We start from the raw sequence: 20885 nt of genomic DNA, 5'->3' as shown, positions 1-20885 counted from the left end.
GAATCACTGCCCACATATATAAATGTATTGCCCATTTCGGTGAGAAGCGATCGCAGATCATCACGCAGATTATTGAGAGAATAGTGACGGTTAGCCATAATTTGGCAATAAGCCTCAAGCGCCCAATCTTTCTCGGCTCCGCGTTTGCCTGTTTGACGGTCAATCCGCAACAGAAAAGCGGTCATTTCATTGGTTTGGAGCAAGCGCTCTTTAATCTTAGTAGCATTAGTATCCTTGTAACCAAAGGGAGGACGCGGGGCCACCCAAATATGAAACGGGACTTTTGGACGATAGCGGTACAGTTGTTGGGCGCATTCGGTAGCGGTTTGGGAAACGCCGTGAAACACACCAAATACTAAGTCAAAATGATACTGGGAAATATCGACACCAGTACCGAGACTGGGAGAGGTGAACAAGGCATCAAAGTTTTTGACGGCGTTGGTGATATCTTTGATGAAAGCAACATTTTCATCACTGCCAGAATTATCTGAATGAACAGACCAGATACGCCATGAAGTCCTACGGGCTGGGCAAGGGGTAAGGGGTAAGGGGGAAAGGGCGGAGGAATCTGTTAATTCTTCCTTTTCCCGGTTACTGAGCGCAGTCGAAGTATCCCCTTTAACATGCACCCCGCCAAGTTCACTTGGTGAACTACTAGATTCTTCGTATTTGATAGTAAAGGATTTGTCGAGTTTTTTGATGAAACGCTTACTGTCACTGGCAACCATGACTTTCTCACCAAGCATCAGCGCTGCCGAGATTTGAGCAACCAGCGCACTTGAATTATCCCCCTCGTACCAATAAATTGTGCGTTCCCCGTTTCGCCACTCGTTTTTGATAATGTAAGGTACTTCACCTTTGGGTCGCATTGCAAGAAAGAAATCTACCGTTAAATCATCCATGTGTGCATCAGCGATGACGACCAGTGGCGCGTTGTATACTATATATTCCAGTACTTCTAGGATTGCTGCACGGTGCTGTTTGCAAGTATTACTGTGTAGTAGGTGGGTGAGATACTGGCAAGCTTCATCTATAAATATGCAGCCGTAGGTGAGAGACTGAGTATTCAGCTTATGCAAGCTGTCGATAGTAATACTAAGGGCTTGAGCCTGGGCTAAACCTGTGTAACCCAAGTCTGAATACATCGCCGTCTGCAAACGTTCGGCAAGATTTTTCAACAAGTTAACCCGATGTCCATTGTTGAGGAACCGCGCATCGGGGTTTTGGTCACGCCACCAGCGCATGAGTTCAGTTTTGCCAGTACCCATGTCGCTCCAGAGTACGACTAGTCCTGATTTTGGGAAATTGAAGGTAGGGGATTTCTTCGATTTGGATGTATCAACTCCACCAGAATCGGTAGACTCCTTGTTTCTTTGATGTCCTTTAATAGATGGCGTGAAAAGTTGTTCCTTTTCAAGATCATAAAGCTCAGGCACTCTCAAGCATTTTTCTTCAAGTTCAGGAATGCACAAAGCCTCAGAGAGATACTTGATATTAATAGTGACATCTGGTTTGTATTTGCTAAGTCCCCATTTCTTAGCCCGATACGAGCGCTGGTAATCGGCAAGTGATTTGGCATCATCGATGATTGTGGTCAGTAAAGCGTTAGCATCTTCGCCCCGCGCCACAACAAAGTCATCAACGCCTTTTTCTGGCCCCGGCAGTAATGCAACTTCACATAAGCAACCAGCCGATTCGATTGCTTTTGCAGTCCGTACCGTTGCCTGGTAAACTGACCAACGGGTATTAGCTTTAGTTTCGTAGTCGAATAAAATAATGAACTTGCGCCCCGCCTGAGCCATCGGTACTAAGTCAGGATGCAACCGTTCATCAAAATCTTGTTTGCCCACGCGCCCGTTCCAAATTCCTGGGAGTGCGATCGCTACAAACCCTAAACTAAGCAAGCAAGCGGCTTTTTTTTCCCCTTCGCATAAGATAATCGGAATCTCTGGATGCTGTTTCACCCACTCCCAAAATATTAGTGGATTGAGTTGATCCAGCAAGCGTAGCGCCAAAACTGAGTGATAGCGCTTAATTAAATAACGTTTTGCAACTTTGTCCCAAATACAGTTGGGAACATCGAAATAGGTAACGCGGTTGGCTGTCTTAGGTGGCGACTCGTATTTAACTGGTTTACCTGTTTGCCAATCAAAGCGCGGGAAGTTGGGCTTAATCCGCCCCCACTCCATTGCTTGCCAATTGTTGAATGGGTCAAGAGATTGAATCCATGTTCCCCCCAGTAATAGATGCTGATATTGCCTTATGTATGCATCCGTGACTCGACCGGCATTTTTGCGAGGGATTTTGTCAGAGATGAACAGGTAGTCGTAGATTGTTTCTCCTTCTATGTGGAAGAAACTGCTCTCAATCAGTGCTGGATGAATGGCACTACCAGCTAGCAACTCATGGTACTCGGCAGGCGTGAGATTGTTTGGGTATTCAATTGGGTGTTCCCTCTGCTCAACTGATACCTTGCAATCTGGTTTAGGCTCGAATGGTTTTTTGTTGCCACCGTTAAGTGCAATATAAGTTGTTGTATTCACTTTTCTCCTAAATTTTTCCATGACTTTGTGAGCGACTTGCAGCACCTATGCCGCAGTCATCAGTCATCAGTTATCAGTTATCAGTTATCAGTTATCAGTTATCAGTTAAGCTAATGAGCATTTAAGTTGCATAAACCCAGGGCTAGAGCCGCTTACCACGAGCGAGTCAGTCTGGAAAAATGAATGACGATTAGCTTATCAGTTATCAGTTATCACTGTTTACTGTTAACTGTTCACTGTTTTTTTGGGCTTGTGTGATTAAATCAGTCTCCTGAGTGGTAAGTTCAGCCCAGTAGTCAGGTTTTATCACCTCGTATTTCTCAGCCACAGCCCAAAAGTCAAGCCATGTAAACTCAATACGTGCAAGTACTTGCCTAATTTCCCTAATAGCCACAGGTAGCATCTGTAATTGCTCCGTCCTTGTTGCGACGGCTGACTGTGTGGGACTAGTACCCAAAATTATCGCCGCAGCTTCCAGCGCTTGGGTATTGTTCATGGCAACGCTTAGGTTTTTCAAAGCCATACCCATGAGGCGCAGGCATTCAGTCGCATTTTCTTTGGGTGGTTCGGCTGCCAGAGTTCTCAAATCAATTGTCTTCTCCAGTGCTTGCTGAACCTTCTTGTTTAACGCTTTAGCCCCTTGTTTGGTATAGGTATTCCCCCAGTCTTGTAATTGATGCGGCTCAAAGGCGTTTTCCAAATCCCGAATGCGCTCTTTTAGCTGCTGGTTCTCAGTTTCCAACTGCCGTAGCGATTCCATCTCGTCTAAGCGCTGCTGCAACTGGATATTTTCCTCCTTCTGTTGCCTGTACAGGTTTTGCAGAGATTGGATTTGCTCACTTACTTGGGCTTCGGCTCTAGCCTTAACCTCTGCTTGTAGTCCAATCCTCAATTCCTGAGAGAGGCGCTCTAGCTCAAGCTTATGTTGCTCTTTGAGTGCTGCGATCGCTTCCGTGTATTCTTTAGGATATGTACGCTCAGTCGATTCGGACACAATTGCGTCATCCAAATCAGTGTTGTTTACCAACAGCCTTTCACCATCAGCGAAAGTCACAATCTGCTGCGAATTATTCGGTGCGTCTGCACAAATCACTCCGGATTCCCCATAACGGGGATGTTCTGGTGATGAAATTGTGATGGCATTTTTCGGAACCAATGGTTCCTGATGGAATTTATTTTTTCCTCTTGGCATTGGAGCAATTGTATTTGCCGCAGCTGCGAAATCTGATTCACTAGGGTCTGGGTTTAATTCCAAAGCCAGTCTTATAGCAGCAATAAGTTTTTCTGGCTCTTTGGCTAACCTCAAAAGAGGACGGGCTTGGCGCTCATTTTTAATCTGTGGCCCCAACTCCCCTGCTGCAACAATAACTTTTGAAGCCCCTAAAAGTTGATTTATACGCCGATAGCCGCCATATACATGCAATTCGCCTTGGCAATATTGTTCAAAGTTTTTGTACCCAGCGACTCTGTACATCCGCTCATGATGCATGAGGCGAATCTGTTCTACTGCTTGCAACTCAAATTGGTCTATGGTAGCGAAGGTGTCTTTGATACTGCTGTTAAGGTCATCGTAATGAAGTGCTGATTTAGTTTCTCTATCTAGTGTCAGCATACTTCTCTCCTGTCATTATCACTAGGAGAGGTGTTTGAAAAAAATTTTGATGTCACCTGAACCCCGACACCAAGGTGTGTTGGGCATAAGTTATTTTTCACGATATTTTTCCCTGATAACTTGGTTTACAAGCTTCAGAGGGGGTTACATCAGTTATCAGTCAACAGTTATCAAGGACTGTAAATTCCAACTGATAACTGGTAACTGGTAACTGTTATTCGCACTGCTACTGCTTTTTGCTACGAAATTCGGGATATTTCTTAATCAAACTTAACTTTACAGAAACTTATGAATTTCAACAACAAAAATTGCCACACGAAACTGGTGAGTTTCGTGCAGCTTCTCGTATAATACGAGAAGCAGCGGATTCAATCTCGTCTAACCAGTCAGTGGGTAAAAGCGGTCAAACTTTAAGTACCACTGGTTCGGTTTTCGTGAGATAACCCCGCTCTGAGGTTATATGGAATTTAAGACCCGCACAAAGCGCTACTCCTTAGTGGCGCTTTATGCGTTAAATTTTCGTACTGTTGTATCTTCATCTCCATACCTCCTTTCAATTAGCTTGATTTTACATAACTTGTGGTCTTTCGGTATCTAACGAGATTCTGATTTTTCTTTGTCTGACTCCTCCATATTTACTATTCTTCGTTCTAGCTTACCCTGATTGGGTAATCACTTTTTCAAGAAGCAGACCTACCGCAGAGGTCGTTTCTGCCTTGGGCTTGCGCTCGAAAACTTGTATGCTGGGTTTCTCTAATATGAACCCATGTTCTGTTTGCTGACCGAGTTTACCAGCGATTGCTGCTACCCACAGAGGGTAATTACTGGCAGCATCGGTCAGTTCCTTCCAAATGTTAGGCTTGACTGTGATGCTAATGATACGTCGTCCATCACAGTCAATGGTGAACTGTTGCCAGTTGTTCTCTATCGTTTTTGCTTCAGGTAGTTCATTGATTTTGCTTGTTACTTCTAGCTTTCCTGAAATCATACATACCTCTCTGTGTTAAGATGCGAACGCTAATGGTGAACCATAAGATGTATGCACTAACCCTTGTGGATCTGTCTTGATGTATTTTTTAATAATTGGTTGGAGAGTAAAACTGATTTCTTTAGTAACTGGGTCTTTGATACTTTCAATTAATGACTGATTCTCAAGTTTTTCTAACGCTTTGATTAATTCTAAAGTTGATACACATTCTGGATTTTTCTGTTTAATACCAGACAATAGTTTAGTAAAACTAATGGATTGTTGATTTCCGACTATTTCTTCTGCTATATAAATTAAAATTTCTCGTTGAGTACTGCTTAATGATTCTCCAAACAGTTGATTAAGGATTACCTCAAAATTACTACTAACAAGCGTAGTTGGATTCTCAAAAAACATTTTGGTATTACCACCAAAGAAGTGGTTAATTCGATTAGCTACTGCTTCGAGTTCTGAAGGATTTCCGCGATACGTTTGAATTAATTGGTTACACTTTTCTTTATCCGTCAATCCTTTGCTAGATAAAAGCTGCATTGCGGCATCTATGTCTAAACCTTGGATTTTTAAGAAATGAAAAGGTTGTTTTGCTGTTATAACATTATCAAGTTCATCAGGCCAAGTTCGACCAGTTAAGAGTATGCAGCTTTCATGTTCTTCTTCTATTAATCGGTGAAAAAATACTCCATATTCAAGTCTTTGCTGAAAGTTATTTTTCTGAAATAAAGAATCAAAACCATCTAGTACTATCAGACAACGGCGTGATTGTAAGCGTTTAATCAATACTGAAATCATTTCCTGGGTATATTCAGGTAAACCTAAATCAGGCTGGCAAGGTTGAGTTAGTTCTAAGAGTTCGGCTACTAAATCTTGAAGTAATGGTGCATGAATAATGGTTTTCCAGATTAAGCTATCAAATGTTGATTGTTTCCTTGCACTAACTTCTTTTATCAATTTCGCAACCAATGCGCTTTTACCGATACCCGCAATTCCTATTAAGGATATGCAACGCTCGTTACTTATCAATTCTTTTAGTGAGTTTAGTTCCTGTATTCGCCCATAAAAGCTAGATATGTCGGGCAGTTTACCTCTAATAATTGGTGTTAAATCATCGACAGGAAGCCTTTGTTTTTCGTCTGAGGCGGATTGAATATGATACTTTTTGTTAACTTGCTCTAAAAAATACCAAAGCTTCTTTTTACCCACTCGTTCGCCATCCCCTATAGTTTCTGAAAGTATGTCCCATAAACGGGGTGCTACTGTGCGCTGTATGTAGTTTAAGCTGTAAGTTGAGTGGCTTGCTATCTCCTCGTACTCTCGATCATTCAATGCCCCTTTGATAACGAGCATTTCAGTTTTAGATAAGTACTTGCCTCTTTTGGCAAAAACTAAGTCATTTACTACGACCAGCGCTAGCCTAAAAGTCTCTGTTATTGGAAATACGCCTTGAGATGATGATTGATCAGATGAAAGTTCCTGCTCTCCAAAAGTGACAGAGGAAGAAAAAGGAGATTGAAGTTCCGATTCAATAGTAAAATCCATAGCTATGCAAGTACCTCTGCTACAGTGAATGCTCGTGAAGAGGCTCTCCGCGAACGAGGCTTAGTTTTTAGAGTATGTTAGATTGCAATCAATCATACCTGATCTTACTATTTATGGTTAATTTTTTCAAAAAAGTACTAAGTTAACCGTTATACAGGTTTGATCGAATTCAGGGCATCTACGGAAAGATAAGAGCCACAAAGTCATAGTAACTTGCTTTTCATTGAGAGTAGTAAAAGTATTATTGTGATACTGGCCTAAAGCTACTTGTCCCCGTTGTTGTTGCATTTTTTGTGGACAGGAAGGTACTCATGTCTGTTTGGCGTTCGCTCTCGAAAAAATGTCCCAATTATAGAGATATTGGCGCTGTCGCCCCTTTTGGTAAAGCGAGAGGCAGGGTATTTTCATACAACCAGAGAAAAACTAAAACTGGGTTTCAAAGCCTCTCTCCACTTCGGGAAGAGGAATGGAAGCGGGGTAAAAAGCTATGCTACAAAACGAGAAATCAAGACTTAGGTATTTTTGTTTTTTCGTATGAAAACTCCCTGCCTTTTGGCAAACCAGGGGGGGAATTTTTAGATTGCATCCCTGTGCTCAAAAAAAATTTTTACAAATCACAAAAATTCAAGCAATGTAAAGGGAGAGTAATTAGCGTAAATTGTCATGGTTACTTGTATCTGTATTCAGGCAGTAAGACATAAACACTCTTTACCAACTGCCTAAAGCATAAATTTATACTTGGCAAGTATGTCGTTTTATTGTATAAACCCCCTTTGTGAGCAACGTAAAAATCCTGACAATACTGAAATATGTCTATCTTGTGGTAGTCCGTTGCTGATTAATAACCGTATTCGACTACTTAAGCCATTGAGAGAGCTTACTTATGACCCTCGAAGCTACTTTGAAGTTTTTGAGGTAGATGACGCTGGTACGAAATGGCATCCGGTTCGTGAGCGAAGAGTCATGAAAGTTCTCAAATGGAATTCGACTAGGCTTCGTGAGTTAATTAAGCGGGAATTCGGTGCTTTACGGCTAATCCAACATCCAAATATTCCTCAATGTGATGTTGAAGATTTTTTCAGTTTTGTGCCGAATAATAGTCCTCTAGAACTACGTTGCTTAGTAATGGATAAAATTGAGGGACAAAACTTAGAAGAATGGATAAAAGAGAATGAACCGATTTCCCAAGCTCAAGCATTAGAATGGCTACGTCAATTAGTTGAGATACTTGATGTAGTACACCATACTGAATTTTTTCATAGAGATATTAAACCTGCAAATATAATTCTTCAACCAAAAGGGGAACTTGCATTAATTGATTTTGGAACTGCACGACGAATAACTGATACGTATTTAGCTAAAGTTAGTGCAAGTGGAGGAACTGATACAAGAGTAGGAAATTATGAAATTACAACTGTAGTTTCTTATTATTACACTCCATTAGAACAAGTTTATGGTAAAGCAGTTCCACAATCAGATTTTTTTGCTTTAGGCCGGACTTTTGTTCGTCTAGTTACTGGTACTTCATTGACACGTTTGCCGACAGACAAAAAAACAGGACGATTAATCTGGAGAAATAAAGCATCGCAGATTGATAAACCTTTTGCTGATTTTATTGATGAGTTGATGGCTCCCATGCCAGGGCAACGTCCACCAACTACTGAAGTTATCCTGCAACGGTTAAAAATACTTCCTCAGCAAAGTAAAATTTATAGAGTAACGAGGTCTAAAACGTTCAGAGTCAGCGCAGTAATTGGATTTATGATTTTGACAGTCCTTGTGACTTTCAAAGTATTATTACCACTAAGAGCTAAATATTTACTGTCTCAAGGGGAGAAGGCTGAGGCAGCAAATAATTTTCAGACCGCACAAGAGTTTTTTGAATCAGCTATAAAAATTAATCCTCAAGCCAGATACACAATTTCCAAATTTTATTTTGAAAAAGGACTTCGTAGTACGAAGAGTCTAGAATTAGCTAAAAGATACTATGAATTAGCAATTAAATATAATGACACAAATGTAGAATCATATAATAATTTAGGTATTGTGTGTAAACAATTACAAAATTCTCAGTGTGTAATAGATAGTTATGAAAAGGCTTTTAAGTTAACCTCTGATAATTGGGAAGGGCATTATGGCTTGGGAACTTACTACGATGAACGAATGAAATATGATTTAGCGGAGCAACAATACCAGTTAGCCATAAAAATTAATAGACAAGCGATAATTGCTATCAATAATTTATCTAGAGTAAAAATTCTACAAGGTGATTATAATACAGCAATTTCTCTCGCCCAAGAAGGAATACAAAAAACTACAAATCCCAGATGGCAAGCAGTTTTGTATAAAAATTTAGGTTGGGCAAAATTTGAGCAGAAGAAATATAGCGAGGCAAAGCGATATTTAGAGAAAGCAAAAGAATTAGATATTCAAAAAACATCTACCCACTGTTTGCTAGCAAAAGTGCAGGGAATTTTAGGTGATTTTGATAACTCTTGGCTTTCCTGGGAAGCCTGTTTGCTAACTGAATCTAGAGAACCAGAAGTTTTCATCTGGCGAGCCGAAATAATAGAAAGAATTAGACAAAAAGCTCCTAATTTAATTCAAGATTAAGCTTCTTGAATTTAATAGCCTCTCAAGAGTAACAAATTATTATTACAATTTACAATTCTAAACACCTTTTTTTATCTCTCTAATTCTTGTATGCTATTAACTTGCATATAACTATATAAAACTTTTGATGCTGAGTACACACAGGCAAAAGAGTAAAATTGGGAGAAAAGTCTACATCTGCCAAATTTTAGTAGTTGCATCAACGATACTTCTTTTAGGTTGGAGCAATGCGTGGGGTCAGGTAAAGCCAGAAGCAAAACGTAGATGTAAGGTTATTGGTCGAGTTACTAGCGTGAGCGATCTTCGCTGGCGAGTAAATAGCTTATTGTGTTCAGGAGATCGCATTACTCCAATGAATGGACGAACAGTTAATACTTTATGTTACTTGAACGGAGAATTTCTAGATTTTAAACAAAGTAGCATTTTCGATATTGAAGATAAATGTAGGCTACCGCACGACAGAGTAAGGCTATGTACGGGGTTGAACCCAACTGAATGTGACGGCATTAAAGGTCCAACAAATGTGCCAATGCTAATTAGTCCCTATGGCAGTTCAATGTTGAGTACCAGACCTGTAATTTCTTGGTATGCTGTACCTCAAGCTACTAGTTACACAGTAGTTGTTAGCGGTTATGAGTTTTACTGGGAGAAGACAGTAGATAAAACTATTACTGCACTACCCTATCCAAAAGAACAAAAAGAATTGCAATTTTTTAATACTTATAAATTTACCGTACTTGCTAATGTAGGCGATACTCCCATTAGTTCCTCTGAAACGTTAGTAGTTAGTGTTTTGAGACAAGAAGAACAAGATGCTTTTGCAGAAAGGGTAAAGCAGATTACAGAATTAAACTTACCTCCAGATGAAGCTGCGATATGGGATTTAGATGCTGTGTTTATGGCAAGAAATCTTTTAAATGAAACCATTGAGTCATTGAAAGCAAGAGTAAGAGCAGGAAGTCAAAACCCTACTATCTACCGATTATTGGCAGATAGATATTTAGAGGCATGGTTGCCAAAAGAGGCGCTTCGTGAATATAGCAAAGCAGCACAACTGGCAAAAAACATTAATAACCTAGATGAACTAGCTCGTGTACAAAAAGGTTTAAAAATAGTAGAACTTTATAACCATCCGCCAACTAGCACAAAGCCTGACCAAAAGTAAGGATGAACGTATTTAGGATTGGATGATAAACTTAATTTTGCCTGACGCAGTGCCTCTGCTTTAGTCAAACCATTTTTCAAAGCCTTGTAGAACTCTTGCATAAGTATAGCAGTGGAGCTTTCATCTACTAACCATAAGCTAGAGATTATACTTTGTGCGCCTGCTTGGGCTGCCACACCAGCCATCCCCAATGCTGATCTTTTATTTCCTTTCGCTGTTTGGCAAGCACTCAAGACTAATAACTCAATTGGATTTTCATTAGACTGAGCTTGAGATTTTATAAAATTATTAAAATCTAAAATATTAATGACTTTATCGTATGCCAAAAAGACAGTTTTTTCAGCATTAGAACTAAATTGCCCATGAGTGCTGACATGAATAATTGGAAAAGCATCTTTACTTATCTCTTTGTGAAACTGTAAACTGGTGAATTTTTCATCTAACAACACTTTAGAGTTAGTAATTTGTGTTTTAATCTCTGCTACTTCTATTACTACTCCAGGCAGTGGTTTCAGGCCTTTTGGAGCATTTTCGTCATTGAAACTAGGAGACTTCTTGCTCAAGCCAGCGATTAAAGCTGTTGGCTGATTTCTAGATAAGGAATTAGGTGGTTGAATTTTATAACCTACAGTTTGTGCAAAACTGTATTGCTGTGTTAAAAACTCTTTTCCATCATGAAGTAAATCCATTGGTAGACTTTGAAAAGATGTATCTAAAGCAAAGACAAGTGTCCCTGATGAATGAAAATATATTTTAAGAGGTTTAATTAGTAGGTCATAAAGTCTTTGAGAATGCAAGATAATCTCACTTTGATTATTAGAGTAAAATTTGATAGACTGAACAATATCTAATAAATTATTGACATGACTTCTAATTAGTTTAGCATCAACAGAATTGTGGTGAAGAGAGTGGTCAGGGGATTGGACAATTACTTCTATGGTGCTATCTAAATCAATAATGTGGATTATTGCTGTGGTGTTAGGCAACTCCTGAAGATTATTCAAAGGTATAAGATTGAGTCTGCCACATTGAAGAAAGTTTTTTAACTGTTCTAGTTGCAGATGTGCGTTTACTTGAATTATCTTTTCTAAATTTGGCGAAGGATCTGCTGCTAATAATCTTATATAATTCCGGTAAATAGGCTCTACTTTTTCGTAGAAAAAGAACTGAGTATCTGGATTACTACCTAAAAGGTTAGCACGAACTTGGATTAAGCTATTAATAGCTGCGTCGTAAAAATAGGAAGCTTCTTTAGATTTTCCTTGTTGGCTGTATAAATCAGCTAATTGCTGCTGCCATTCATAGACGATATCCGATGCCCGAATTGATTGAGCAAACAATAGAGCTTGCTTAAAGCAGACATGTGATTCATCGGGATTTAATTTGCCTAGAGTCCCCCAACAGAATGATTGTAAAAGTTGATTGTTAATGCTTTCAGCAGTTTGCAATGCAGATTTTGCGTAATTTATAGCTAGAGACTGTAACTGTTTATTTGAAGTTTTATTTAAACTGTCAGCAAAGTTGAGTTTGGCATAAGCAGATTGGCTAACAGGTAATTCATTAAATAAAGAAGAGTTTTTGATGATTAAGTCGATTAAAGGCTGAATCTGTCGATGAATATTAGTTTTAGTAGTTGTCAATCTGCTATTACCTGATAATAATTCCTTTTTCAGCCATTTATCAAAATCTAATAATAAAGTTAAACTGTGTAGTTGAGCTTGCAGTTTTATAGCTATTGGAGCGTTTGTTGTGTTATTTACCTGTTGGTAATAGTCAAGCGATATTAACGCATTTTGGTGAATTTCAGTAACAGTGTCTTTTTGGAACAATAGTTCTCCTACCCACCTATACTCTACGCTCGAACGTTCATACATAAACTGTTTAGTATCTCCCAATGAGAGAAGAATTGAACTAATATCTGCATTGAGTGTCATCTTTTGAGCCATTGACAAAGTTTCTTTTAAAACTATTTCTGATTCACCTAACTTACCCAGCAAACGTAAAATATCTCCCAAGTTTTGTAATCCTAACAAATTTACTGGGGTTGGTTTAACTTGATAGATTGCAGTATAAAGTGCTTTTTTGCTAGATTTATCAGGCGCATTAAGTGTTGGAAAATAGCTCCAAGTATCTATTTTTAAAGCTGATAAAAGCAGATCGCAAGCATTAAGATACAAGCCTAACCCTTGTAGCGCAAGATTCTGGTTGATTAAATTTCCAGCAATGCCTTCATCTAAGTGGAGTTGACGATAAATTTTAGTGGCTTCTTTCCAAGCCTCCAGCGCCTCCAAATACTTACCTTGATTTAATAGCTCATGCCCCTTTTCAGTCAAAAGTTCTGCTTGTTCGGTGATTTTATTGACATTTTGAGCCATCAGCCGAGATGGTTTGCTGACTGCAATAAGGAAACCTGCAACACTGCAAAATAGATATCTACGTCTAGTAATTTTCACTTATCACTCTGGTTTATGGAAATAATTTGGATGTAAAACTTGTAGCAAAGCAAGCACTTTTAGGCAACTGTGAAGCAACAGCAGCAACCTGATTGCTAGACGCTAATAAATTGACTTCTCCTGATGGTTCTATCAACACTGATTGTGCTTCTACAATTGGTTTAATTTCATTATTTAGTAAGCTTTGTTTGTCTAAATTGTTAGAAGTTGGGGCTATAGCAGCAGAATTAGCGTGCCATCCACTATTGTTAGATACTTGGGTTTTATAACTACGTGGGAGATTACCAGTTCCAATAATTACAAACTTACTAGCTGCGTTGCGGGAATTTCCTTGGCAAGCTGAAGTAATCTCAGGAGGTAATTGAATTGTTTCTGCTACTGCTTTAGGAGGTACAATATTATCGTTTAAAATGTTAAATTGGACATTGCCATTAATTCCTAACTCGGAACTGGCTGTAAATTGGCTGTCACGAGAAGCAAAAAATCCTTGAGAATTAATCTGAATGTTACCACCACGTCCCTTATAAGCATCAGCTGTGATCCGACTATTTCCCAAAACATTTATAATATCTGCATTGGTAGTAATGTTACCCCCATTACCGATACCACCTGCGGTTGCAGAAATAAAGCTCTTGTCATATAAATTCAAAACTTTAGTTTGCAAATTGATATTACCACCTTGACCATTTTTAGTTGAAGCAGTTATTCCTGCTTGATTATCTAAGCTAATAGAATTTGCAATAACTGTCACTATCCCAGCATTTTTTGTACTATCATTTCTAACTTCAACTTGAGCATTATTTTCTAAATTTAAGTTTCCTGTTTTGATAAAAATGTTTCCAGACAAAGCATCAGATGGTTGCTTAAGATTGTATATGTAAGTTACAAAAGGGTCGCCAGTACCTACAGAGGAAGTTATTTTGCTACGGTTTAAAGAAGGATTAACTGAACTTGAACCATTAATATTAACAGATTCAAGGGCATTAATATTTACAGTACCAGAATTACCACTTTTTAGCCCCGATGCTGCAATTCCAGCTCCGTTTTCAACAATCAATCGTCTTGTATTAATACTTAGATCACCAGCATCACCAGCAGAAACGGAGAGAGAGGTTATATTGCTTGCCGAAAAAGTAGGAATAGGTGGTGTTCCGTAAGCTAGTAACACGAAGTTAGGATGACCACCGGAAATTTTTAAAAGCTCAGAAGCATTTACAGTTACCTTACCTCCTCTGCCATCACCAAAAGTCAAAGATTCTAAGCTTCCTCCATCTTCAATTAATAATTCTTTGGTCGATAATATTACATCACCTGCGTTCCCAGAACCGTAAGTTATAGTCCCCAACGCAGAAGCAACTCCAGAACTTTCATTAACTGCCACACTACGAATTACTACTTTTTCGGAAGCATCTATAGTTAAATTTCCACTATTACCATTACCAAAAGTTAGAGGAGTAATTATTTCTGAGTCCTGAGCAATTATTTTTGATGCTGAAATGATAATATCCGCTCCTCTGCCAGAATTAGTTGAAGTAATAATACCTCGATTAATTCTTGTCGCACTGAGAAAAGGTTGCATATTAAAAGACGTTATTCCTGTTAAATCTAAAGTGTCAGTTGCCTTTACACGGATAGCTCCTGAACTAAAAGCTCCGAGATTTGCAATCAAAGCTAATGAGCCATCTGTAAAATTTATATTTTTACCTTGAACAGAAATATATCCTGGCATAAAACCACTAGCGTCCAACAAAGATTGCTTAATAAAACTAATATTTTTAAAACCATTTATTCCTTTGTAATCTAAATTTAAACCCGAATTAGTAAAAGTAAAGTTAACTATACCAGTGTCAACAGCACCTATTTCAACTTGTCCAGAAGGAGCAGTTACTAGTCCACCATCAAATAAAACATCACCTCCTATTAGAGCTAAAGTTTTACCAGGTTGTGAACGCAGACCATTTTGACTTTCTCCTGCTCCTAATAAGGTAATTGAAGCAGCTACCTGATTCCCGTATATAACCTGGCTGTGTCCAGTACCCTGGACATTAATTGATCCTAATGAATTACCACCATACTCTAACCCTATAGGAACATTCACGCTTAATAGTGGAGTGTTCTCAGGAGTTTTAGCGCTAAATTGAATGTCATTAGGAAAATTGATGTTGTTGGCAGTACTGGCTATAAAAGAACCACCAATAATTAGATGTGCATTGTGACCAAATAAAATTCCATTGGGGTTAATAAAGAATAAATTTGCACTTCCATTAGCCTTAATTAATCCATCAATTTTCGAGGCTGAACCACCTGTTACACGAGTAATAATATTTTTAATATTTACAGGATTATTGAAAAAAGCAGTGTCTCCAGTAAGAACAGAAAATTGGTCAAGACTGTGGTATAAATTGCTTCCTGCCTGACTTCCTCCTTCGATTATATTGTTCCTTCCTTGAGGGGTAACAAGCGAATTAACAGGTAGTGTTTTGTCTGGAACTATTTGGGCTGAAACAGAAAAAGTAAGTAAATAAAAAGGATGAGATATCAAAATAGATACCATTAAGTTGCGGATAGAAAAAATATTCATAATCAAGCTCAAAGCCTATTAATGGTAGTTATGAGAAAGTAGCAGATAAAGCTAATAATTATATGATAAAATATCTTTTGTCAATTTCAAACATATTTTTATGTATTTACCTGATGGGCCAAAAACCTCACCTTTGTTACAGAATATTCAGTTTTTACTTCGCCCATTAGAAACTTTAGATGCGTGGTCTGAGGACTATGGTAGTGTTTTTAGACTTAGAGCAAATGAATTTCCTGCTATTATTTACTTTAGCAGTCCAGAAGCAATTCAAAAAATTTTTACATCCTCTCCAGAGGATCTTAGTTCTATTCAAAATAGTGATTTTGTGAAACTATTATTAGGAGAAAATTCTATTATTTTTCTTGGCAATGAACGCCATCAACATCAAAGACGAATGTTGTTGCCTCCTTTTCATTCAGAACGAATGCGTCTGTATAGTCAGGTTATTTGTGAGATTACTGAAGAAGTAATAAGCCAGTTAGCTCCCGGAAAGTTTTTTGTAGTTCACTCGGTCATGAAGGAAATTTCTTTGCGTGTCATCCTTAATGTTGTGTTTGGATTGCAAACAGGTAAATATTACAATAAACTGCGACAGATGCTTAACTCGCTGTTTGAGCTTTTTGATAATCCTTTAAATTCTATTTTTATGCTATTGTTCTCTAGAGTTCAAAAGGATTGGGGAATATGGAGTCCACAGACAAATTTAATGCATCAAATAGAGCAGTTAGATCGAGTGGTATATACTCTGATTGCTGAACGGGCAATACAAAATAATTCTCCCTCTAAAGACATTCTGAGTATGCTTATGGAGGCACATGACGAGTTTGGTAAATCAATGACAAACATTGAGCTTCGTGATTGCTTATTGACATTAATATTCGCTGGATACGAAACTACTGCATCTGCTATTTCTTGGGCATTATACTGGAGTCACTATTTGCCAGAAGTTCAAAGAAGCCTTTTATCTGAACTTAACTGTTTCGTCTCTACTAAAGATAAGAGCGAAATTTCTCGGCTACCTTATCTCAGCGCAGTTTGCTCTGAAACATTGCGTCTTTATCCGATTGCCTTAAATGCCTTTACACGGGTTGTACAAAAGCCTATGGAGATTGGAGGCTATCAGCTTGAACCTCAAACAATTGTGAATGTTTCAATTTACTTAGCTCATCAAAGAAAAGAAGTATACCCAGAACCCAAGCGTTTTAATCCCGAACGCTTTTTGGAGCGTCAATTTTCTCCTTACGAATACTTGCCTTTTGGTGGTGGCAATCGCCGATGTGTTGGCGCAGCTTTAGCGCAGCTTGAGATTAAACTCGTATTGGCAACTATGCTGTCCCGTTTGAAATTAAGGTTAATTACGACCTGTCCTATTAAGCCTATTCGACGTGGAATTCTTATGGTACCTCCTAGTAATTTTGAAATGGTAGTAACTGGAATGCGTTAATAGAATCTAAATTTATTTCTTTATGAATATTTCTATTTATGCATTCAACTAAAGTAAGATGTAAACTTTTAACCCATATTTTGCATGAGTAAATATACTTAAAGCTTTGCTCTCCGCAGGTAGTTTTGCCAAAATCTGAATTTTTATAAAATCGCTATAACTCAATTTATACAAACACTTCAGGCTTTTTATCATCTATGGGGGGTTATAGAAGTATTTCAGGTCAAACAGACCAAATTTATTGAGAACAGTGTCAATAAGATGAATTTTGACACTCAACTCAGTAGCGATCGCAGAACACAGAATAGAGGTTAAAAACCTAAAAGCATTGTTATATCTGGGTTATGGAAAATACCAAGATTTTTCAACTTACCTGCGGAATGTGGGTTTTAAGTCTTTAAAATAGCTATGAAGATTACTGTTGTGTTTTATTCCAGATGGAGAAGTAAATCAATAAGTTTGATTAAAAAAACATGACTTTAGCAAAGATTAATTCTGGATAACTTAAGGTATGTGGGTAGATTAAGCTTAAAAATTATTATATTGTAAATAAAAATACAGTCCATTTTCCTGCCATGTCTGATTTGGCTGGTCAACAGATACGACAGGAATGCCGTAGTCAAGACGAGCGCTAAAGTTAGCATTCTGCGACCATCTTAATCCCAGTCCAATGGAAGCAAGAATATTAGGGCTGTTGGTGTTAGCAATTGTGCTTCCTGAATTATTCCAGACTACACCAAAATCAGTAAATGGAATAAGTTGCAATATTCCATTTGTCTTAGATAGACGAAGTACTGGAACTTGTACCTCAGCCGAAGCGAAAATACCATTATCAGCTAGCAGTAAATCTTGACGATAGCCACGTACACTTTCAATTCCACCCAGACTAAACTGTTCTAGAGGTACAAGGGATCTAGTCGCTAATTGAGTATTGAAACCAAATAATAGTAAGGTGTCAGGAGCTAATAATCTTAACCACTGCGCTTGCCCTTGCCAAGAAAAAAAACGACTATCAGGAGCATCTTGATTAACTGTGGCATTAAATGCATCTAGCCCCAAGTTAAATTGCGATCGCACTGCAAAGACTTGAGTACTGCCACGAGTAATCCATTCTTGAAAAAATCGCAATGCGGATACTCTGGTCTTTCCTTGGTCGTTAGCTCCTAATTGAGGAAAAGGAATTTGTTTTCCTAGTGGAGCATAATCGGCCTCGCTTTCTCGTCGAGAGGCAGTTAAACCCAAAGTCAATTCTTCAGTAGGGGATTGAAATATTGGTTGGCGCAATATTAGTTCATAATATCGGGAAGCAGATTTGATATTTAAGGTATCGAAAGGATGTTCGATAACACTGCTGTTGCCAGTTCCATAGTTAAAAGAGAGGGTTCCGTTTTTGGGATTGAGGGGTAGCGTGTAACTGCCATAAAAAAAGTTGCTAGCATCAGTATTGCTGTAACCGACACTTAAACTATCTCCTAGCCCCAGTAAGTTAGCTTCATTTAGTTGTATTCGGCGTTGGAAACTGCCAGTACTAGGGGATCGTCCATTGTCAAGAATTACTTGGGTACTAAAGGTTTTTGCCTCAACAGCTTCTACAACTAGCTTAATCTGCTCAGGAGGATTCCCAGGTTGTAAATTAGCAGATAAGTTTTGAATTAAAGGATTGAGCTTTAGCAGCTGCAATGACTTTAGCAAACGCTGTTGATTGAGAGGGCCATTGTTTGCTGCTGCTATACGACTACGAATATAACTTTTGTTTAAGCGTTGTGTACCTTTGATTTCGATATCCCTGAGCTTAGTTTCGACAATTTGAATCTTAACGATACCAGACCGGATTTTTTGAGGTGGAATATAAGCACCACACAAAATGTAGTCTTTACTGATGTAGAGATCAGTAATTTTCTGTCGTGCCTGATACAAATCATTAAGTGTGATTGGGCGATTGATGAATTCTTCAAGAAGTTTATCTAGCTCAATTTGACTAAAAACTGTGCCATCAAGAATTTCAAACCGTTTCACGATGAAAGTTTCTTTAGTTGCGTCAGGAAACTGCTCTTCAGGATTAGGACTTAAGTTAGAAGGCGGGAGTATTTGTTGAGTTGGAGGCAATCGCTGTGGTTGTGGTGTTGGCAGAGGGGCAGTCGAAGGTGGTTGGATATCTCTAGGGATTGTAGGAGGGCGTGCTGGAACCTGTGCTTTTAATGGTTTGTAAACTATACTGTTAAGTAATACAAATAGTCCCAGAGCAGAAATTTTTCTAGGGAAGTTAGCGGTCATTAATGGGGAACATCAATCGGGAACTTATCAAAATAGAATACACTCGTTAGTCCTCATAATTCAATAGAAAAAATTTTTCCTCCACTGCTTCCAAGTAGTTGTTCAAATACGGCATAAAAAATGATTCCGATGCATTGCTGCGGAGCAATATTTGCTTTGCTGATGTATTCTTCATGTCTGACCAATCTAAAAATTGATTCTTTTTATAATAAAAACTTTCTTTCTTCCTTCCTCCAAAGCGATTTCTCTTGAGATCCTTTTTCTTTCTATAATTTCCATTTCAAGCTTTTCTCTTTCTACCGGTTCTCTCTAAAGCTGAATTAATCGCTGTTCTACTCGCTCACAGTAAAAATCCAAGGCCTTGCCTGTGACTGCTCCGGTAATCGCACCACCAGCTAAGAATATCAAGGCAGTTTTCCAGCTACCAAAGGGATTACCGCTCCGCTCTAGATTACCTGGAAAAGTGAACGGATATACTGCAAATTTGATGATTAGCGTGATAGTAATCGGGGCAGAGAGCAAAAAGCTCAGAAGTAATATCATGTGCGGTTGAAGACTTATCATTTAAAGGGCAGGGAGCAGGGGGCAGGGGGCAGGGGGAAAGAGACTAGACAACCTAGCCTCAGCAACGATTACGGTGACTGCTGTTGAAGTTACAGAGTTGACCGAGGAAGAACAAAGCTTACGCTTGCAATTGGAAGGTCAGGTAGAAAGGGCATTTTTGTCAGCAGGTCAGGCGCTTATGGAGTTGAGGGACAGACGGCTGTACCGTTCCACGCACCGGACTTTTGAAGAATACTGCCGCGATCGCTTCAATTATAGTCGTGATGCCGCTTACTTAAAGATTTCGGCTACTGTGGTTTATGAGAATCTTCAAAAGTTTTTGCCGACCATTGGTCGGCAAATTCCAATGCCGACCAACGAACGACAATTGCGGTTTTTGGCGAAAGCCGAGTTGAAACCGACTGTACAAGCGGATGTATGGCAGTAGAGCAAGCTGGCAATAAGATTCCATCTGGTCGCATAGTAAAAGATGTTGTGGATAGGATACGCGAAAGCACGAAAGTACCCAATCCTTACCACGGTGGGGAGATATGCGTTCTCTTGCCAAAGGATAACCCAGACTTGAGAGGTAGAGCAGGTTATTGGGGAGTGGTCAGCCACGTTGGAGAATACAGTTGTACAGTTCAGACATGGGACGGCGACTATACCGTAAAAATCGAACACCTGAAATCACTGGAATTGCTTGATGAAGATTGCCAATTCATGCAGCAGCTATGTGTGAGGTTACAGCAGTTGCATCAAGTGGCCAGCCGTGACTCTTCTGTGGATTGGCTATTGCAGGGGCTGGGGAAACAAGCTAAACCGTATCTGTCACCTTTGCAATCGAAACTGCTGGTGGCTGTTGAAAGAGAGTACAACCTTGTATGGAGACAGCAAAAGTAAACAATAGCTTAATGCAACAATGCAACAATTAACTCGTTGTATGAAAGCGATCGCTTCAATGAAATGATAGAACTCAAAAAGCTGCGATACAATCTAGACGTTAAATGGATTTTTCCAAGGAACAGTTTCGCTTATCAACGGGGGAAGGATATGGTTATCTCTGGAGTGAGATACTTGGCTTTTAATGAAGATATTGCTTTGATCTACAAGTAACGGCGATCGCGCCAGCC

Annotated in this window: 15 protein-coding genes; 7 read left to right on the top strand and 8 right to left on the bottom strand. The window is 39.0% G+C overall.

Features of this window, described 5'->3' with window-relative positions:
* From RMX89_RS23630 to RMX89_RS23615, 4 genes are all read right to left on the bottom strand, one after another.
* Nucleotides 1-2444 (bottom strand): DUF3854 domain-containing protein (locus RMX89_RS23630; RefSeq protein WP_322690668.1); only part of this gene is annotated, 2444 nt, incomplete at its 3' end.
* A 304-nt stretch (nucleotides 2445-2748) separates the two neighbouring features.
* Nucleotides 2749-4155, bottom strand: coding sequence for a hypothetical protein (locus RMX89_RS23625; RefSeq protein ID WP_322690665.1), 1407 nt, complete (start codon nucleotides 4153-4155; stop codon nucleotides 2749-2751).
* A gap of 655 nt (nucleotides 4156-4810) precedes the next feature.
* Complete coding sequence (locus RMX89_RS23620; RefSeq protein ID WP_322690664.1) at nucleotides 4811-5143, bottom strand: fertility inhibition FinO-like protein; 333 nt, start codon at nucleotides 5141-5143, stop codon at nucleotides 4811-4813.
* Nucleotides 5144-5158: 15 nt separating this feature from the next.
* On the bottom strand, nucleotides 5159-6679 hold the full coding sequence (locus RMX89_RS23615) for an NB-ARC domain-containing protein (protein WP_322690663.1): 1521 nt from the start codon (nucleotides 6677-6679) through the stop codon (nucleotides 5159-5161).
* Nucleotides 6680-6990: 311 nt separating this feature from the next.
* Here RMX89_RS23615 and RMX89_RS23610 point away from each other — a divergent pair, with 311 nt between their 5' ends.
* The 3 genes from RMX89_RS23610 (at nucleotide 6991) to RMX89_RS23600 (ending at nucleotide 10457) form a co-directional block, all read left to right on the top strand.
* Nucleotides 6991-7380: a hypothetical protein gene (locus tag RMX89_RS23610; protein ID WP_322690662.1), complete on the top strand. Its 390-nt coding sequence runs from the start codon at nucleotides 6991-6993 to the stop codon at nucleotides 7378-7380.
* A 46-nt stretch (nucleotides 7381-7426) separates the two neighbouring features.
* Nucleotides 7427-9292, top strand: a complete 1866-nt coding sequence (locus RMX89_RS23605) for a serine/threonine-protein kinase (protein WP_322690667.1) — start codon at nucleotides 7427-7429, stop codon at nucleotides 9290-9292.
* Nucleotides 9293-9419: 127 nt separating this feature from the next.
* Nucleotides 9420-10457 carry a hypothetical protein gene (locus tag RMX89_RS23600; protein ID WP_322690661.1) on the top strand — a complete coding sequence of 346 codons (1038 nt, stop codon included), beginning with the start codon at nucleotides 9420-9422 and terminating at the stop codon, nucleotides 10455-10457.
* Here the strand turns inward: RMX89_RS23600 and RMX89_RS23595 are convergent.
* Both RMX89_RS23595 and RMX89_RS23590 read right to left on the bottom strand, forming a co-directional pair.
* Complete coding sequence (locus RMX89_RS23595; RefSeq protein WP_322690660.1) at nucleotides 10415-12910, bottom strand: CHAT domain-containing protein; 2496 nt, start codon at nucleotides 12908-12910, stop codon at nucleotides 10415-10417. The two genes, RMX89_RS23600 and RMX89_RS23595, sit on opposite strands and share 43 nt — an antisense overlap.
* Nucleotides 12911-12923: 13 nt before the next feature.
* Nucleotides 12924-15491, bottom strand: coding sequence for a filamentous hemagglutinin N-terminal domain-containing protein (locus RMX89_RS23590; RefSeq protein WP_322690659.1), 2568 nt, complete (start codon nucleotides 15489-15491; stop codon nucleotides 12924-12926).
* Between the two features lie 100 nt (nucleotides 15492-15591).
* On the opposite strand from RMX89_RS23590, the gene RMX89_RS23585 reads away from it, so the two are divergent.
* Together RMX89_RS23585 and RMX89_RS23580 are read left to right on the top strand one after the other, a co-directional pair.
* The gene (locus tag RMX89_RS23585) at nucleotides 15592-16935 is read left to right on the top strand and encodes a cytochrome P450 (RefSeq protein ID WP_322690658.1); all 1344 of its coding nucleotides are present in this window, start codon (nucleotides 15592-15594) and stop codon (nucleotides 16933-16935) included.
* A 268-nt stretch (nucleotides 16936-17203) separates the two neighbouring features.
* Entirely contained in the window at nucleotides 17204-17341 is a 138-nt protein-coding gene (locus RMX89_RS23580; protein WP_322690657.1) for a hypothetical protein, read from the top strand.
* Between the two features lie 122 nt (nucleotides 17342-17463).
* On the opposite strand, the gene RMX89_RS23575 is transcribed toward RMX89_RS23580, so the two are convergent.
* Both RMX89_RS23575 and RMX89_RS23570 read right to left on the bottom strand, forming a co-directional pair.
* A complete protein-coding gene (locus RMX89_RS23575) occupies nucleotides 17464-19209 on the bottom strand; it encodes a ShlB/FhaC/HecB family hemolysin secretion/activation protein (RefSeq protein WP_322690656.1) in 1746 nt (581 codons plus the stop codon).
* A 309-nt stretch (nucleotides 19210-19518) separates the two neighbouring features.
* Entirely contained in the window at nucleotides 19519-19752 is a 234-nt protein-coding gene (locus RMX89_RS23570; RefSeq protein ID WP_322690655.1) for a hypothetical protein, read from the bottom strand.
* 94 nt (nucleotides 19753-19846) lie between these two features.
* On the opposite strand from RMX89_RS23570, the gene RMX89_RS23565 reads away from it, so the two are divergent.
* Both RMX89_RS23565 and RMX89_RS23560 read left to right on the top strand, forming a co-directional pair.
* Entirely contained in the window at nucleotides 19847-20200 is a 354-nt protein-coding gene (locus RMX89_RS23565; RefSeq protein ID WP_322690654.1) for a hypothetical protein, read from the top strand.
* Nucleotides 20191-20655 (top strand): hypothetical protein, encoded by a 465-nt coding sequence (locus RMX89_RS23560; protein ID WP_322690653.1) that lies wholly within the window; start codon nucleotides 20191-20193, stop codon nucleotides 20653-20655. The genes RMX89_RS23565 and RMX89_RS23560 overlap by 10 nt, the downstream gene beginning before the upstream one ends.
* The last annotated feature ends 230 nt before the right edge of the window (nucleotides 20656-20885 follow it).

The organism is Nostoc sp. DedSLP04, from assembly GCF_034530775.1.
Classification (GTDB): domain Bacteria; phylum Cyanobacteriota; class Cyanobacteriia; order Cyanobacteriales; family Nostocaceae; genus Nostoc.
This window is presented reverse-complemented; position numbering and strand designations above follow the sequence as displayed.